This is a genomic window from Actinoplanes sp. NPDC089786 (genome assembly GCF_040684855.1).
In the GTDB taxonomy this organism is placed as follows: domain Bacteria; phylum Actinomycetota; class Actinomycetes; order Mycobacteriales; family Micromonosporaceae; genus Actinoplanes.
Genome location: NZ_JBFBGU010000009.1, coordinates 283,671 through 298,564, shown reverse-complemented (window position 1 = coordinate 298,564; position 14,894 = coordinate 283,671). Strand labels below are relative to the sequence as shown.

13 protein-coding genes and 1 riboswitch are annotated in these 14,894 nt (G+C 72.1%); of the genes, 2 read left to right on the top strand and 11 right to left on the bottom strand.

The genetic code is table 11. From position 1 onward, the window contains the following. Positions 1–11: 11 nt before the first annotated feature. The gene (locus AB0O15_RS26145) at positions 12–899 is read right to left on the bottom strand and encodes a serine/threonine protein kinase (protein WP_364323259.1); all 888 of its coding nucleotides are present in this window, start codon (positions 897–899) and stop codon (positions 12–14) included. Positions 900–1,080: 181 nt separating this feature from the next. On the opposite strand from AB0O15_RS26145, the gene AB0O15_RS26140 reads away from it, so the two are divergent. Beyond that, the gene (locus tag AB0O15_RS26140) at positions 1,081–1,872 is read left to right on the top strand and encodes an LLM class F420-dependent oxidoreductase (RefSeq protein ID WP_364323257.1); all 792 of its coding nucleotides are present in this window, start codon (positions 1,081–1,083) and stop codon (positions 1,870–1,872) included. Here the strand turns inward: AB0O15_RS26140 and AB0O15_RS26135 are convergent. From AB0O15_RS26135 to AB0O15_RS26120, 4 genes are read right to left on the bottom strand one after another with little or no spacing between them, the layout of a single operon-like run. After that, the gene (locus AB0O15_RS26135) at positions 1,850–2,284 is read right to left on the bottom strand and encodes a DUF4396 domain-containing protein (RefSeq protein WP_364323256.1); all 435 of its coding nucleotides are present in this window, start codon (positions 2,282–2,284) and stop codon (positions 1,850–1,852) included. The two genes, AB0O15_RS26140 and AB0O15_RS26135, sit on opposite strands and share 23 nt — an antisense overlap. A gap of 41 nt (positions 2,285–2,325) precedes the next feature. Next, the gene (locus tag AB0O15_RS26130; RefSeq protein WP_364323254.1) at positions 2,326–5,055 is read right to left on the bottom strand and encodes a response regulator; all 2,730 of its coding nucleotides are present in this window, start codon (positions 5,053–5,055) and stop codon (positions 2,326–2,328) included. Between the two features lie 39 nt (positions 5,056–5,094). Further along, entirely contained in the window at positions 5,095–5,865 is a 771-nt protein-coding gene (locus AB0O15_RS26125; RefSeq protein ID WP_364323252.1) for a CbtA family protein, read from the bottom strand. Continuing rightward, the gene (locus AB0O15_RS26120) at positions 5,856–6,053 is read right to left on the bottom strand and encodes a CbtB domain-containing protein (RefSeq protein WP_364323250.1); all 198 of its coding nucleotides are present in this window, start codon (positions 6,051–6,053) and stop codon (positions 5,856–5,858) included. Before AB0O15_RS26120 ends, AB0O15_RS26125 begins: the two co-directional genes overlap by 10 nt. A 55-nt stretch (positions 6,054–6,108) precedes the next feature. After that, a riboswitch (cobalamin riboswitch) is annotated at positions 6,109–6,173 on the bottom strand. Positions 6,174–6,298: 125 nt separating this feature from the next. On the opposite strand from AB0O15_RS26120, the gene mycP reads away from it, so the two are divergent. Continuing rightward, positions 6,299–7,489, top strand: coding sequence for a type VII secretion-associated serine protease mycosin (gene mycP / locus AB0O15_RS26115; RefSeq protein WP_364323248.1), 1,191 nt, complete (start codon positions 6,299–6,301; stop codon positions 7,487–7,489). Between the two features lie 4 nt (positions 7,490–7,493). On the opposite strand, the gene AB0O15_RS26110 is transcribed toward mycP, so the two are convergent. Genes AB0O15_RS26110 through AB0O15_RS26085 form a run of 6 tightly spaced genes read right to left on the bottom strand, consistent with a single transcriptional unit; the run spans position 7,494 to position 14,856 of the window. Further along, the gene (locus AB0O15_RS26110) at positions 7,494–9,248 is read right to left on the bottom strand and encodes a xylan 1,4-beta-xylosidase (protein ID WP_364323246.1); all 1,755 of its coding nucleotides are present in this window, start codon (positions 9,246–9,248) and stop codon (positions 7,494–7,496) included. Further along, positions 9,245–10,777, bottom strand: coding sequence for a glucoamylase family protein (locus tag AB0O15_RS26105; protein WP_364323244.1), 1,533 nt, complete (start codon positions 10,775–10,777; stop codon positions 9,245–9,247). Before AB0O15_RS26105 ends, AB0O15_RS26110 begins: the two co-directional genes overlap by 4 nt. Positions 10,778–10,793: 16 nt before the next feature. Further along, on the bottom strand, positions 10,794–11,654 hold the full coding sequence (locus tag AB0O15_RS26100) for a carbohydrate ABC transporter permease (RefSeq protein ID WP_364323242.1): 861 nt from the start codon (positions 11,652–11,654) through the stop codon (positions 10,794–10,796). A gap of 1 nt (position 11,655) precedes the next feature. After that, positions 11,656–12,585, bottom strand: coding sequence for a sugar ABC transporter permease (locus AB0O15_RS26095; RefSeq protein WP_364323240.1), 930 nt, complete (start codon positions 12,583–12,585; stop codon positions 11,656–11,658). A gap of 1 nt (position 12,586) precedes the next feature. Further along, a complete protein-coding gene (locus tag AB0O15_RS26090) occupies positions 12,587–13,837 on the bottom strand; it encodes a sugar ABC transporter substrate-binding protein (protein WP_364323238.1) in 1,251 nt (416 codons plus the stop codon). Beyond that, a complete protein-coding gene (locus tag AB0O15_RS26085) occupies positions 13,834–14,856 on the bottom strand; it encodes a LacI family DNA-binding transcriptional regulator (RefSeq protein ID WP_364323236.1) in 1,023 nt (340 codons plus the stop codon). Before AB0O15_RS26085 ends, AB0O15_RS26090 begins: the two co-directional genes overlap by 4 nt. Positions 14,857–14,894: the final 38 nt, after the last annotated feature.

Sequence of the window (14,894 nt, the reverse complement as noted above, 5' to 3'; positions counted from 1 at the left end):
ATGTCCGTGACTCAATACACCGGATAGTCACCCTGGCGGGCCTCGGCGAGCGCGGCCGCGGCGGCCTGGCGCAGGTCGGTGAGTTCGGCGTTGGCGGCGGCGCGGAGCTCGGCCAGGTCGGCGCGGGCGGTCTCCAGGGCGCGGCGGGACTCGTCCAGGTCGGCCCGGGCCGCGTCGGCCTCGGTGCGGGCGGCTTCGGCCCGGGCGACGGCGGTCTCGGCCTTCGACGCTGCGGTCTCGGCGGCGGCGTGGGCGGCGGCGGCTTCGCGCTGGGCGGCGGCGTGGGCGTGGCGGGACTCGTCGAGGTCGGTCTGGAGCCGGCGGATCTGCTCGGCGGCGGCCGCGGCCTCGGACCGGGCCAGGCCGGCCTGCGAGGTGGCGTGGTCGGCCTCGGCCCGTGCCTGAAGGGCCTCGGTGGCGGCCCGGTCGGCCTCGGATCGGGCCTCGGCCGCGGCGGCGTCGGCCAGGGCGGTGAGGCGGCGGGCCTCGTCCCGGTCGGCCTCGGCGGCCTCGGCGCGCTGGTGGGCCACCGTCGCGGCGGAGGTGGCCTGGTCGGCCTCGCGCCGGGCCTCGTCGCGGTCGGTGTGGGCGGCGGCGACCTGGCGTGAGGTCTCCGCGCGTACCTCGGCGATCTGCCTCTCCACGCCGGCCGGGGACATCTCGGCGTGCAGGGCCTCGGTGAGGGTGCCGACCAGCTGGTCCAGGCGGTCGACGGCCTCCCAGGTGCGGGCCACCTCGCCGGCCAGGCCGGGGGAGGCGCGGTGCCGCATGCGGACGTTGCGGGAGGCGCGCTGACATTCGCCGTCGTTGTCGCGGCAGTAGCGGAACGGGCGGCCGGCCGAGGCCCTCTGCTGCACCGGGCGCCCGCAGTGGGCGCAGGGCCGGATGTTCTCTTCCATCGACCCGGACGCTAGTGCCACCTCCGGCGCGGTGAAGGGAGCCGCGCCGTCCTGACCCAAACATCCTAGGATGCTCTACACGGTGTGCGCCGGTCCACGGCGCACACAACCCTAAAACCAAAGAACAAAAGGAATCAACGGCTACCCACCTTTTGCCTTTGTGGACCTAAGGTCGACGGCTATGGCCGAGAGCAGGCGGGTACGGGTCGGGGTTCAGGTGGCACCGGCCCTGGGGGATTTCGCGGACGTGCGACGGGCGGCGCTGGCGGCCGAGGAGCTGGGTGCGGACGTGCTGTTCGGGTGGGATCACTTCTTCCCGCTGGGCCGTGCCGAGGAGCGGGCGGGCAAGCACTTCGAGGGGTGGATGACGCTGGCGTCGTGGGCCGAGGCGACGTCGCGGGTGGAGCTGGGGATGCTGGTGTCGTGTGTGGCGTACCGGAATCCTGATCTGCTCGCGGACATGGCCCGCACGGTCGATCACATCAGCGGCGGCCGGGTGGTGCTGGGGCTGGGTGCGGGGTTCCGGCGGTTCGAGTACGAGGCGTACGGCTATGAGTTCGGGACGGCGGGGGAGCGGGTGGCTCAGCTCGCCGAGGCGGCGCGGCGGGTGCGGGGCCGGCTGCGGGTGCTGAACCCGCCGGCCGATGTGCCGTTGCTGCTGGCGGCGAACGGGCCGAAGGCGTTGCGGGTGGTGGCCGAGCACGCGGATCGGTGGCACACGTTCGCCGCCGGTGAGGAGTTGACCCGGGCGTCGCGGGTGGTGGATGACCGTTGTGCGGAGGTCGGGCGGGATCCGGCGGAGATCGAGCGGTCGGCGTTCGTACGCGGGGATCCGTCGGAGGTTGGTCCTGATTTCCTGGCTCGTGGGGTGACGACGTTCGTGGTGCTGGTCGAGGGCCCGGTTTTCGGGATGGCCGAGGTGCGGCGGTGGCTGGGCTGGCGGGACCGGGTCAATGGTGGTGCTGGTGGATGACGGCGTGGCCCTTGCCGCGGGCCATCAACCAGCGGTTGACGGGTGTGGTGAGCAGGAACGCGATGGCCAGTGAGGCGGCGAGGGTGAGCCAGAACAGGGTGCTGGTGAGGCCGGCGTCCATGGCGCCGGGTACGGCGAGGATGAAGCCGTTGTCGACGAGTTCCATGACGGCGATGGAGACGGTGTCGGCGGCCAGGGCGACGCCGAGGGCGGCGCGGAAGGTGAGTCCGCTGCGGAGGACGCCTCGCATGGTGAGGGCGTAGCCGAAGACGAAGGCCAGGGTGATGGAGAGCGCGACGGTGGCGGCGTTGTGCAGGCCGAGGGTGGTGCCGATGACCATGCCGAGGATTTCACCGATGGCGCAGCCGGTGAGGCAGTGGAGGGTGGCTTGGGCGGCGGTCTTCCATTCCATGCCGTCGAAGGTACCCCCTGGGGGTATCGGACGGGAAGAGCTCAGGCCGGGATGGTGAGGTGATCGGCGGCACGCTCGAGTTCGAGGCGGAGCGTGCGCAGGTCGTCGCCGACGCCGGTGTGCAGGCGGCCGGCGCGGGCCTCGTTCTCGATGCGTTCGCAGACCTCGCTGACCGCGGCGGCGCCGATGTTGCCGGCGGCGCCGCGGAGGCTGTGCGCCTGGTCCTCGACGGATCGCAGGTCGCCGGTGCGGTAGGCCTCGTCGAGGGCGGTGACGTGCCGGGGGGCGCGGGCGCGGAAGGAGGTGACGAGTCGTTCGACCAGGGCGAGTTCGGGTGGGGTGCGGCCGCCGGCGAGTTCGGCGAGGCGGTCGGCGATGGGGTCGCCGTGAGCCGGTGGAATGTTTTCGCGGGTGGCGGTTCCGGCGACCCAGCGGGCGAGGGTCTGGTCGAGTTCGGCCGGGTTGACGGGTTTGGCGAGGTAGTCGTCCATGCCGGCGGCGAGGCAGCGTTCGCGGTCGGCGACCAGGGCGCTGGCGGTCATGGCGATGATCGGGGTGTGCCGGGCGGCGCCGGCTTCGCGCCGGCGGATCTCGGCGGTGGCGGTGAAGCCGTCCATGCGGGGCATGCGGCAGTCCATCAGGATGGCGTCGTAGTCGCGGCGGGCGGACATGTCGCGGGCTTCGATGCCGTCGCCGGCGACGTCGGTGTCGTAGCCGAGGCTGGCCAGGATGCCGGTGGCGACCATCTGGTTGATGTCGTTGTCCTCGACGAGCAGGATCGTGCCCTTGCCGGCCGGCTGGACGGCGGCCGGGCGCCGGGCCGGTGCGGTGGGTACCGGGACCACGGCGGCCATGCTTTGGGCGAGCAGGTCGTAGAGGGCCGAGCGGTGGACGGGTTTGGGCAGGTAGGTGGGTGCGCCGGCGGCGGTGTGGCCGGCCGGTGGGTTCTCGTTGAGGACGATGATGTGTACGGCGGGGATGGCGTCGTCGTCGGTGACGATGCGGGCGAGTCCGGCGGTGTCGACGTCGCCGGGGTCGGCGTCGAGCAGCAGCAGGTCGTAGTGGCGGCCGTGGGCGGCGGCGTCGCGGAGGGCGCGCAGGGTGTCGGCGGCGGTGTCGGTGGTGGCGACGGTCATGCCCCAGCGGCGCAGGTCGTCCTCCAGGGCTTGCCGGTCGCCGCCGGTGCCGACGAGGAGGATGCGCAGGCCGGTGTTGCCGCCGACGGTGTCGAGGGGGCGGCCGGTGGCGGGTTCGAAGGGGATCTCGACCCAGAAGGTGCTGCCCTGGCCGGGTTCGCTGTCGACGCCGATGGCGCCGCCCATGGCTTCGGTGAGCTGGCGGCTGATGGCCAGGCCGAGGCCGGTGCCGCCGTAGGTGCGGGTGGTGGAGGCGTCGGCCTGGGTGAAGGGTTCGAAGAGGTGCTCGGCGTCGTCGGGTGGGATGCCGATGCCGGTGTCGGTGACTTCGAAGCGGACGACGACGGCGTCGGCGCCGGGCCGGGTGGGCAGGCGGTCGGCGCGGATGATGACGCTGCCCTGGCCGGTGAATTTGACGGCGTTGCCGGCGAGGTTGATGAGGATCTGGCGGACGCGGCCGCCGTCGCCGCGGACGGTCTCGGGTAGCTGGGGGCCGCGGCGGGTGACGAGGGTGAGGTCCTTGTCGTCGGCGGCGGGGGTGATGAGGGCGGCGGTGTCGGCGAGGACGGCGTGCAGGTCGAAGTCGTGGTGGTCGAGGACGACCTTCCCGGCTTCGATCTTGGAGAAGTCGAGGATGTCGTTGATGACGCCGAGCAGGGCGTTGCCGGCGGTGTGGATGCCGGTGGCGTAGCGGCGCTGGGCGGGGTCGAGGTCGGTGCTCGTGAGCAGGCTGGCGAGGCCGAGGACGCCGTTCATGGGGGTGCGGATCTCGTGGCTCATGGTGGCGAGGAATTCGCTCTTGACGCGGCTCTGGGCGAGGGCGTCGTCGCGGGCCTGTTCGGCTTCGCGGGTGGCTTCGCGCAGTCCGGTGACGTCGAGGGATACGCCGCAGATGGCGTACACCTGGCCGTGGTGGTCGTGGAGGGGGAATTTGTTGCTCTCGTACTGGCGGCCGCGGCTGTCGGTCTCGTCCAGGTGGATGGGGCCGTGCTGGGCGCGGATGTCGGCGGCGCGCCAGGTGGTGGCGAGGGCGGGGTCGATGATGTCGTCGGTGTGGCCGATGACGGCGCCGGGTTCGAGGTCGAAGGCCTGTTCGAAGGTGGTGTTGGCGAGCAGGTAGTGGCCGGTGAGGTCCTTGACGTAGATGAGGGACTGGCTGTTGGCGATGATGGCGCCGAGCATGGCGGCCTGGGCGTCGCGTTCGGCGTCGGCGTCGGCGCGGGCGTCGGCGACGCTTTCGCGTAGTTCGATGGTGTGCCGGCGGTGTTCCTCGGCGGCGTCGACGAACAGGGCGCCGGTGCCGCCGAGCAGGACGGCGTAGCTGCGGCGCAGGGTCCAGTAGTAGATGCCGACGACGGCGGTGAGGGCGTCCCAGATCGCGGTGGGCCAGAGGCTCCAGCCGGCGAGGTCGTGCGTGGCGGCCTGGTGGGGGCTCTGGAAGCCGGCCTGCCCGTACATGGCGGCGTGGAAGGCGTGGCCGACGGCGCAGCTGAAGAAGATCGCGCTGGTGGCGACGGCGAGGCGGTTGGTGCGTAGTTGCCCGGCGCGGGTCAGGGGCACCAGGATCGCCACGCAGATCGCCGCGTACGCGCATGCGATGACGATGTTGCCGGCCAGTGCCCACTGCTGCGCCACGTAGACCTGTTCGGCTGCCGTGGCGCAGCGCTGAGGGTGTTACACGGTTGCGGGGGTTTTCCCGGCCGGCCGGGCCTGGTTGCTGCGGGCGGTGAGGGCGCCGAAGCTGAGGCCGAGGGCGGTCCACAGGATGGTGGAGGTGCCCAGGGAGGTGATCCGGAAGTTCCAGAGCAGGCTGGCCGGGAACGTTCCGGGTACCTCGTCGATGTTCGGCAGCAGGGCGTAGCCGATGACCACGACCAGCAGGAACGCGCCGAGGCCGGTGAGCAGGCGCCGCCATTCGGGGGCGCCGGCGCGCAGGGACCGGAAGGCGACGACGGAGGCCCAGACGGCGACCAGGCCGATGACGATGATGGCGAGGTAGCTGATGGTGCGCTGGGTGATGGTGTTCGGGTCGCCGACCGCGGGCGGGCTGGGCGGGTATTTCACCCAGGGCACGAGGACGCCGCCGATGAGGGCGGCCAGGGCCAGGCCGAGCGCGGCGCGGGTGTCGTCGGGGGTGCGCAGGCGGCGCCGGAGCACGGTGTAGGCGACGGCGAAGAGCAGGCCGAGGGCGAGGCCGGCGAGGCCGGTGGCCAGGATCAGGCCGGCTTTCTGCCCGTTGCGGGAGACCAGGGGCTCGTCCGCGGTCGCGCCGGGGGCGGCGGGCGGGGCCGACGCCTCCTCGATGGCGATGGCCGCGTCGATCTGGGGTTCGCCGAAGGTGAAGGCGAACGCGCCGGACAGCAGGCCGGCGATGAGGCCCGCGAGCAGGCCGCGCAGCAGGACGGCGCCGAATCCGTGCGCCTTCGGGTGGGCCGTCAGTGGCACGGAACGCCGAGCAGGTGGCGGCCGTCGTGCATCAGCTCGTGCAGGTACAGGCCGGAGCGGGAGATGGCGCCCTGGTCGAAGGCGACCAGGTAGGCCAGCAGGAGCGCGCCGGCGACGACGGCCAGGGCGATCCAGAGGAGCCTCGGGGTGACCAGTGGGGTGGTCACCGAGGTGGTGGGCTGTGACATCTGAACTCCTTAACGGGATGACGCGTCCCGATCGAGCAGGCTGCGGGTGGCGTGAGTGTCCTGGCTCGCCGGTTGCCCGGCTGACAGTGGCGCGACCGCACCGGAGTTGCACCGGTTTCCCTCACGTGCCGCAGTTGGTTCCTACAACCTATCGATGGACCCTGCTGGGGGGAAGGGTGGCGGACATCGCAGGGGCCGGTGAGCCGGTAGCATCCACCCGGATCGTTGAACGGGGGGTTCGGAGGATGCGGGGTGGCCGCGTGGTGGCCGCGCTGGCGGCTTGGGCGGTGGTGTTCACGCCCGTCCCGGCTCAGGCCAGGGCGGCGCAGTGTTCGCAGGTTCCGGCGCCGGGCCAGGTGAACCGGGCGCTCCCGTTCGAGGACCAGCTGTACGACCTGCCCCGGCTGGCGTCGCTGGCGACCGGCGCCGGTGTCCGCGTGGCGGTGATCGATTCCGGGGTGGACGCGAAGCATCCGCAGCTCAAGGGCCGGGTCGCGGCCGGTCGTGACCTGCTGCACGGTGACCCGGACGCGCGGCAGGACTGTGTCGGGCACGGCACCGCGGTGGCCAGCATCATCGCCGCCCGGCAGCTGGAGGGTGTGCCGTTCCACGGGCTGGCGCCCGGGGTGACGATCGTGCCGGTGCGGATCACCGAGAAGGAGACGATCGACGGCAAGGAGGTCGGTCAGGACGGGTCGCCGGCCCAGTTCGCGCAGGCGATCTCCTGGGCCGCGAGCCGGTCGGGCGGGAACGCCCGGATCATCAACCTGTCGGTGGTGATGACCCAGGACAACGCGCTGGTGCGGCGGGCGGTGCAGCAGGCGGTGGCCGACGGTGTGGTGGTCGTGGCGGCGGCCGGCAACCAGGGCGATCAGGCCAACCCCACGCCGTACCCGGCGGCGTACTCCGGGGTGATCGGGGTCGGCGCGGTCGACGTGAACGGGGTGCGGGCGTCGTTCTCCCAGCACGGCCCCTACGTCGATGTGGTCGCCGCGGGCAAGGGGGTGACCGCGGCGAGGCCCGGTTCCGGGCACAGCCCGGTCGAGGGAACGAGCTTCGCGGCGCCGTTCGTGTCGGCGACGGCGGCGCTGATCCTGCAGCGGCAGCCGCAGCTGACCCCCGACCAGGTGCTGCGGCGGATCGTCGCCACGACCGACCCGGCGCCCGGCGGGAGGCACAGCGACGACTACGGCTTCGGGCTGCTCAACCCCTATCGGGCGGTGACCGAGACGCTGGGGCCGGAGAGCCGGCCGTCGCCCGCGGCGGCGCCCTACACCGGCGACGACCCGGCGGCCGTGGCGCTGCGGGAGCGCCGGGCGAAGTCGCAGGCCAAAGCCCTGGTGTTCGGGCTGGCCGGGCTGGGCGCGGTGGTGCTGGTCGGCCTGATCGGGATCGTGGTGCGGCAGGGCCGCCGCCGGAACTGGCACCCCGCCTGACCGGTCAACCGGCCGGGTGGATCTCCACCAGGGCGATGCCGGGGTTGGGCAGGTCCAGCTCGACGGTGACCGTGCCGTCCGGGCCGGCGGTGACCGTGCGGGCGGGTTCGGCCTCGTCGAGGCGGTCGTCGGCCGACAGGGCCAGCCACTGGTCGTCGTCCGGCCAGTCGGCGCCGCCGCCCAGGGCGGCCCAGCGGGCGGCCACGTCGCCGTGCCGGGCGTCCACCCGCCAGATCCGCACGACCTGGTCGCCGGTGGCGGGGGCGGACAGGCGCACGAGACGGTCGAGCCCGGCCGCCCCGCCCGCCTTGGACTGGTCCAGGGTCCCGTTCCAGACCAGCGCCGCGATGCCGCCGGCCGATCGGGTGGCCCAGGCCTCGACCAGGCTGCCCGCCCCGTCGCCGGTCACGGCCACCAGCAGCTCGACGTCGCCGAGCCGGTCCAGCAGGCGCAGCGCCCAATACTTGGGCTTGGCCAGGTTCCCGACGGTGAGCAGCCCGAACCCGCCGTGCATCAGCCGTTCCGGGCGGCCCAGCTCCTCGAAGTGGTCGGAGATCACCCACGGGGCCAGGGCGTCGACCCGGCCGGCCGCCGACCGCATGCCGCGCAGCAGGAACGCCGCCGCGAACACCGAGTCGTTGATCGGATGGCCGTGGGTGGCGGTCACGCCCCATTCGGTCCACAGCAGGGGCTTGCCGTCCGCGAGGGGGCGCAGGTCGAGGGGCGCGGTGCCGTAGACGTGGGTGGACAGGAAGTCCACATTGTCCCGGGCGCGCTGTTCCTCGATCCAGCCCACGGCCGCGGTGGCCGGGCCGCCGACCGAGAAAGAGCGTTCTTTCTCTTTGAGAACAGCCGATGTCACGTCGTAGAGGCGCCAGTACTCGGCCGGGGTGCCCGACCAGAACACCGACAGGTTGGCCTCGTTCCACACCTCGAACCGCCAGCGCGCCACCTCGTCGTGGCCGTAGCGGTCGACGAGGTGGTCGACGAACGACCGCAGGTGGGCGGCGTAGGCGTCCCAGTCGGCCGGGGGCGAGATGATCCCCTCGTACGCGAACACCGTCCGCGACGGGTCGCGGGCCAGGTCGCGGGGCATGAAGCCGAGTTCGACCACGGGCCGGTAGCCGAGGGCGAGCACCTGGTCGTAGACGGCGTCGACCGTGTCGAACGAGTCGGACAGGATGCCGTGCGCCCGGACGGTGCGCAGGCCCAGCTCGGCCTGGGCCCGGGCCAGCGCGTCGCGCAGCTCGAGCCCGATCGGCCGGCCGCCGGTCAGGTCCGGCGACAGCAGGTGCGACAGGTGCTCGGAGCCCACCATCTCCTGCCACACGCGGTGGGTGGGCGTACCCGGGGAATCGGCGATCTTGATCTCGACCTGGGCCGACGTGTCGCCCTCGACGACCGCGGCCGGCGACGACAGCGGCCCGAGCGCGGTGACCGTGGCCAGCGCCGCCACCGCGTAGAACCGAGCCGGGGACGACGTGTCGGCGAACGGGCCGTGCGGGACGGCGAGAACGTCGCCGCCGCCCCAGTCGGCCACCTCGAACGGGCCGTCGGCGGACGCGGCGCGGTAGACCGCGTACCCGATGGCGCCGGGCACCGGATCCCACGACACCGTCACCTGCTCGCGGCCGGCGACCGCCCGCACATCGGCCGGTGCGGGCAGGTCGGCCACCCGGGCCTCGCCGGGAGCGCGGTCCTGCGCGCCCCCGGACCCCATCATCCGGGCCCAGCTCTCCTGGGCGGAGGCCACCGTCATCGGCCACCGCCGAGCTGCGGCAGCTTCTGCCCGGCCGGCACGTTGAACGCCTCGGCGGCCAGCAGCGGGCGGATCCGCCGCTCGAACGACCGATCCACGAAGGCCTCCTTCAGCACGTTCCCGCCCCGGTAGTTGCCCACCGCGCCCATGATCATGGCCTGGTCGAGGGACAGGTAGCGCCGGGCGACCTGACCGGTGCCGACGTTGACCGCGTCGTAGAAGCCGCCGGGGCCGTAGGCGTCGAAGTTCTTGGCGAGCCGGGACAGGTTGGCCACGGCGGGGCGCGGCGCGTACGGCAGGCCGAGGAAAGCGGCGTGCGGGGTGACCACGCCGTCGCCGTAGTCGGGGGCCGGTCCGGCCGGGCGGCAGGCGCCGAACCCGGCGTCGTAGTTGGACTTCTGCACGTCCGAGGGGTAGCCGCCGGTGTCCATGCCCATCGCGTCCACGCCGTAGACCTCGTAGCCGCCGGCCGGGTCGGACGCGGGGGAGAAGCCCCAGTAGCCGTACTTGGCGTCGTTGAGGCCGTGTTCGATCTGCCCGGCCACGGTGGCGGGGTGGTTGCGTCCCCACGAGCGGGGGCCCCACTGCGCCTCGGGCACGAACAGGTCGGGCATCAGCGCCTCGAACATGTCCCCGCCCCACGACGGCACGAACGTGATGCCGCGGTAGCGGTACGAGCCCTCGTACACGCTCACGCCCAGGTGGGTCGTGTGGAAGCCGCGCGGCTGCATCTCCTGCCACGAGTAGTCGCAGCTGTCGGGCAGGGTGCGCATCGTGTCGTAGTAGGCCTTGGCCGGGATCTGCCCGGCGCCGATGCCCAGGTAGGTGGCCATCCGCGGTTCGGTCACGGTGATGTCGTAGTGGTTGCAGGTGAACCAGACGCCGTTCTGCGGCACCGAGCACGACGTGGTCGCCGGCGGTGGCTCGGTGTCCCAGAAGCCGCCGCGGATCAGCCCCCGTGTGCCGATCGGGGTGGTCGCCGCCGGGTTGTAGTAGAAGCCGAAGTTCATCCTCGACAGCACCCGGTCGGCCTTCGGGGCGAGCGTCGGGTACGCCCCGCGGACCACCCGCAGCGCCGCGGCCAGCCAGCCGTTGTCGACGCTGGACAGGAACGGCGTCACCACGTGGTGGTCCTCGATCGGCCAGGTGGTGATCACGTCGCCGGTGGACGGGTCGTACCAGTTGTAGAACATGCCCGACGGCTGGTGGCGCCGCAGCCGGGCCAGGGTGTCGAGGGTCCTGGTGACCCGGGCGCGGGCCTCCCGGCCGGAGATGATGCCCAGCCGCTCGGCCGCCACCGCCGACCACAGGTAGCCGCCGATGTTGGTCGGTGAGGTGTACGCGGCCGGTTCGGTCAGGTCGCCGGTGATGTTGTCGGACACCAGGCCGGTGCGCGGGTCGGTCATCGCGACCATCGACCGCCAGGTGTCCTTGGCCCAGGTCTCCAGCGGGCTCTTCGCGGCGCTCGCCGCGGAGGAGGAGCCCAGGATCATCAGCATTGCCACGACGGGTACGAGCAGACGTCTCACGTGCGTGCACCTCTCACTATTTGAGCCCGGTGGTGGCGATCCCGCGCAGGAAGTGCCGCTGCAGGACCAGGAACACGATGAGCACGGGCAGGACCACGACCACCGCACCGGCCAGGAGCAGGCCGAAGTAGGTGCGGTCCTGTCCGACGCTGTAGAGCGCGAGCGCGACCGGCAGCGTGTACTTGTCCTCCGTGGTGGCCACGACCAGCGGCCACAGGAAGTTGTTCCAGCTGGCCAGGAACGTCAGGATGCCCAGCGTGGCCAGGGCGGGCCGGCACAGCGGCAGCACGATCCGGAAGAAGATCCGCCACTCGCCGGCCCCGTCGACCCGGGCCGCCTCGATCAGGTCGTCGGGGATCGTGGTGAGGAACTGCCGCATCAGGAACACGCCGAACGGGCCGGCCAGCAGGGGCAGGACCAGGCCGGCGTACGAGTTGGCCAGCCCCAGGTTGGACACCAGCACGAACTGCGGCACGAACAGCACCATGCCGGGCACCATCAGCATGCCCAGCACGACCAGGAACAGCGTCCGCTTGCCCGGGAAGCTCAGCTTGGCCAGGGCGTAGCCGAGCAGCGAGCAGAACAGCAGGTTCCCAGCCGTGATCAGCACCGCGACCAGGGCCGAGTTGAAGAAGTAGAGCGGGAAGTCGAGCCGGGTGAACAGCTCCCGGAAGTTGTCCAGCGTCCACGTGTCGGGCAGCCAGGTCGGCGGCACCCGCCGGATCTCGGCCTCGGGTTTGAACGAGGCCAGCAGCATCCACAGGAACGGGCCGACGACCACGAGCAGCCCCAGGCCCAGGACCGTGTACAGGACGATCTTGGCGGCGCGGTCCCGCGGCCGCCGCTGTTGCGGCCGGGGCGCGGCGATGACGGCCATCTCAGTCCCTTTCGCCGAGCAGCCGGAACTGCAGCACCGACAGCGCCACGATCGCGATGAACAGCACGTAGCTGGCCGCGGCGGCGTAGCCGTAGTTGCCGAACCCGAACTGGTTGTAGATGTGGTACGACACCGACAGGGTGGAGCTGAGCGGGCCGCCCTGGGTCATCACGAATGGCTCCTCGAACAACTGCAGGAACCCGATGCTGGTCACCACCGCCCCGAACAGCAGCGTCGGGCGCAGCAGCGGCAGGGTCACGTGGCGGAACTGCTGCCGGCGCGACGCCCCGTCCAGGGTGGCCGCCTCGTACAGGTCGCCGGGAATGCCCTGCAGGCCGGCCAGGAACACCACCATCAGGAACCCGAAGTTGCGCCAGACCGCCATCACGATCAGCGACGGCAGGGCGGTGCTGGTGCTGCCCAGCCAGTCCGGGCCCGGGATGCCGGCCAGGCGCAGCAGGTTGTCGATCAGGCCGGCGTCCGGGTCGAGCAGGAACCGCCAGATCACCGCGATGGCCACGATCGAGGTGACCACCGGCAGGTAGAAGCCGACCCGGAAGGCGGCCCGGAACCGGATCAGCCCCGAGTTCAGGGCGGTCGCCGCGGCCAGCGCCACCACCAGGTTCAGCGGCACCCCGATCACCACGAAGATCAGCGTGTTGACCGCCGCCCGGCCGAACAGGTCGTCGGAGAACAGGCGGGCGAAGTTGTCCAGGCCGACGAAGTTCACGGCCAGGGGGTTGCGCAGGTCGGTGACGCGCAGGTCGGTCACGCTCATCACCAGCGAGGCGAGCACCGGCAGGGCCATGAACACCAGGAACAGCACGGTGAACGGGGCGGCGAACCCCCAGCCGGTCCACTTCTGCCGCCGCCGGGCCGGCGGCGCCTTCGCCGGCCGGGTCACCGCCGGGCGGGTCTGCAGGGCGGTCACGTCAGCTGCCCGTACCGATCGACGTGGCCTTGTCCTGCACCGCCTTGACCGCCTGGGCGGGGTCCTCACCGGACTTGGCGACCTTCTCCATCTCGGTGTCGAAGGCGGCCGCGACCTGTTCCCAGGTGGCGAAGGTGGGCGGTGACTTGGCGTCCTTGAGCTGCTCGCCGAACACCTTGAGGAACTTGTCGTCGGCCAGCGACGGGTCGGTCCAGGCCGACCGCACGGCCGGCAGGTCGGTGGTCTGCTGGTACCACCTGGCCTGCACCTCGGGCTTGGCCAGCCACTGCAGGAACTTCCAGGCGCCGTCGCGGTTCTTGGCGTCCTTGAACACGGCGATGTTGGATCCGCCGATGAACGAGGTGGCCGACTTCTGCTTCGGCATCGGCATCACCGCGAACTTGTCCTCGAACCCGGCGCCGCCCTGTTCCTTGATCAGGCCGACGTGCCACGGGCCGGACATGAACGCGCCGATCTCACCCTTGACGAAGGCCGGCTCCAGCGCGCCCTCGGCCAGTTCCTTGGGCGCCAGGTTCTCGGTGTAGAACGACTGGTAGTACCTCATCGCCTCGGTCATCTCGGGCGAGTCGAACGTGTACTTGGTGTCGTCGGCGATGGTGGCGCCGTTCGACCACGCGAACGGCATCACGTACTGCCACGACCCGGTCTCGCCGGGTTTCAGGTTGATGCCCCACTTGGCGCCGCCGGCCTGCAGGGCCTTGGCCATGGCCTTGAGGTCGTCCCAGGTGGCCGGCGGCTTGGTGATGCCCGCCTTCCGGGCCAGGTCGGTCCGGTAGTAGATGACCCGGGTCTCGACATACCACGGCACGCCGTACGAGGTGTCGTTGACGACCGTGGTGTCCCACGCGCCGGGGAAGTAGGTGCCGGCGGTGAACAGCTCCTTCGGCGTCGGGTCGAGCGCGCCGGTCTTGGCGAACTCGCCCTGCCAGGTGGTGCCGATCATCGACACGTCCGGGGTCTGCTTGGCCGCGATGGCCGAGGCGATCTTCTGGTGCGCGGCATCCCACGGCACCGCCGTGACGGTCACCTTGGCGTCCGGGTTCTCCTTCATGAAGTCAGCCGCGAACGCGCCGAGCTTCTCGCCCTCGGTGCCCATCGCCCACACCGTGATGTCGCCCGAGGCCTTGCCCTCGGCGACCGACTTGGCCTGCTCCTGGCCGCCGCCCGACTCCCGGCCGCAGCCGGCCAGCACCAGCGCCGCGGCGGCGGCGAAAACCACTATCCGTCTCATGCTTCCTCCGGGGGATGCGAACCGCAGCTGCGCCGCACGACGAGCTGGGTCGGTAGAACCCGGCGCCTCGGCGCCGGCTGGTCGTCCAGGTGCCGTCCGGCGATGCGTTCGTGCAGCCAGCCCGCCGCGGTGGCGCCCAGCTGCCGCATCGGCTGCGCGACCGTGGTCAGGCCGGCGAACCGGGCCGCCATCAGGTCGTCCCAGCCGGTCACGGCCACGTCGCCGGGAATGCTGACGTTCAGCTGCTCGGCGGCCAGGTGCACACCCAGCGCGATCTCGTCGTTGGCGCACACGATGGCGTCCGGCGGCTCGCGCAGCAGCCCGGCGGCGGCCTCGCGGCCGGATTCCAGATCGAGGGCGCAGGGTACGGGCGCCGGCGCGTCCAGCCCGTGCGCGGCCAGCGCGGCCGACAGCCCCGCATACCGGCCGGCCACGTCGGGGGCGCCTTCCGGGTCGCCGAGGAACACGAAGCTGCGGTGCCCGTGGGCCAGCAGGTGTTCGGTCAGCGACGCGGCCGTGCCCTCGTTGCGGGTGCGGATGGTGTCCACCCCCGCCACCGGGTCGCGGGCCACCAGCACCAGCGGCAGCCCGGTGGCGGCGATCTCGTCGACCACGTCGTCGCCGACCGTGTGGCTGATCAGCGCCAGCCCGTCGACCCGCCCGGCCAGCTCACGGACCGCCTCGGCGGCGTCGGCGCGGCCGTTCGCGGTCAGGATCAGCACGCTGCTGCCGAACCCGGCGGCGGTCTCCTCGTACCCGAGGACCACCTCGGCGTAGTACGGACCGACCAGATCCGGGAACACGATGCCGTTGGCCGCGTGCCGGCCCTCGGCCAGCGAACGCCCGGACCGGTTCGGGGTGAACCGCAGCTCGGCCGCGGCCGCCCGCACCCGGGCCCGCGTCTCCTCGGTGACCAGCTCGGAGCCGCGCAGCGCCCGCGACACGGTGGCGATGGACACGCCGGCGCGCTGGGCGACCTCGTAGATGGTCGCCGCCTTCGGCCTTGTAAACGCTTTCATTGCCACGGCGCGAACGTAACCCTGACGACACGCGGCCG

Bases quoted from the DNA above. Each gene is read 5' to 3' on its own strand.
- AB0O15_RS26145 (WP_364323259.1), bottom strand. From the start codon at position 899: ATGGAAGAGAACATCCGGCCCTGCGCCCACTGCGGGCGCCCGGTGCAG.
- AB0O15_RS26140 (WP_364323257.1), top strand. From the start codon at position 1,081: ATGGCCGAGAGCAGGCGGGTACGGGTCGGGGTTCAGGTGGCACCGGCC.
- AB0O15_RS26135 (WP_364323256.1), bottom strand. From the start codon at position 2,284: ATGGAATGGAAGACCGCCGCCCAAGCCACCCTCCACTGCCTCACCGGC.
- AB0O15_RS26120 (WP_364323250.1), bottom strand. From the start codon at position 6,053: ATGTCACAGCCCACCACCTCGGTGACCACCCCACTGGTCACCCCGAGG.
- mycP (WP_364323248.1), top strand. From the start codon at position 6,299: ATGCGGGGTGGCCGCGTGGTGGCCGCGCTGGCGGCTTGGGCGGTGGTG.
- AB0O15_RS26110 (WP_364323246.1), bottom strand. From the start codon at position 9,248: ATGACGGTGGCCTCCGCCCAGGAGAGCTGGGCCCGGATGATGGGGTCC.
- AB0O15_RS26100 (WP_364323242.1), bottom strand. From the start codon at position 11,654: ATGGCCGTCATCGCCGCGCCCCGGCCGCAACAGCGGCGGCCGCGGGAC.
- AB0O15_RS26090 (WP_364323238.1), bottom strand. From the start codon at position 13,837: ATGAGACGGATAGTGGTTTTCGCCGCCGCCGCGGCGCTGGTGCTGGCC.
- AB0O15_RS26085 (WP_364323236.1), bottom strand. From the start codon at position 14,856: ATGAAAGCGTTTACAAGGCCGAAGGCGGCGACCATCTACGAGGTCGCC.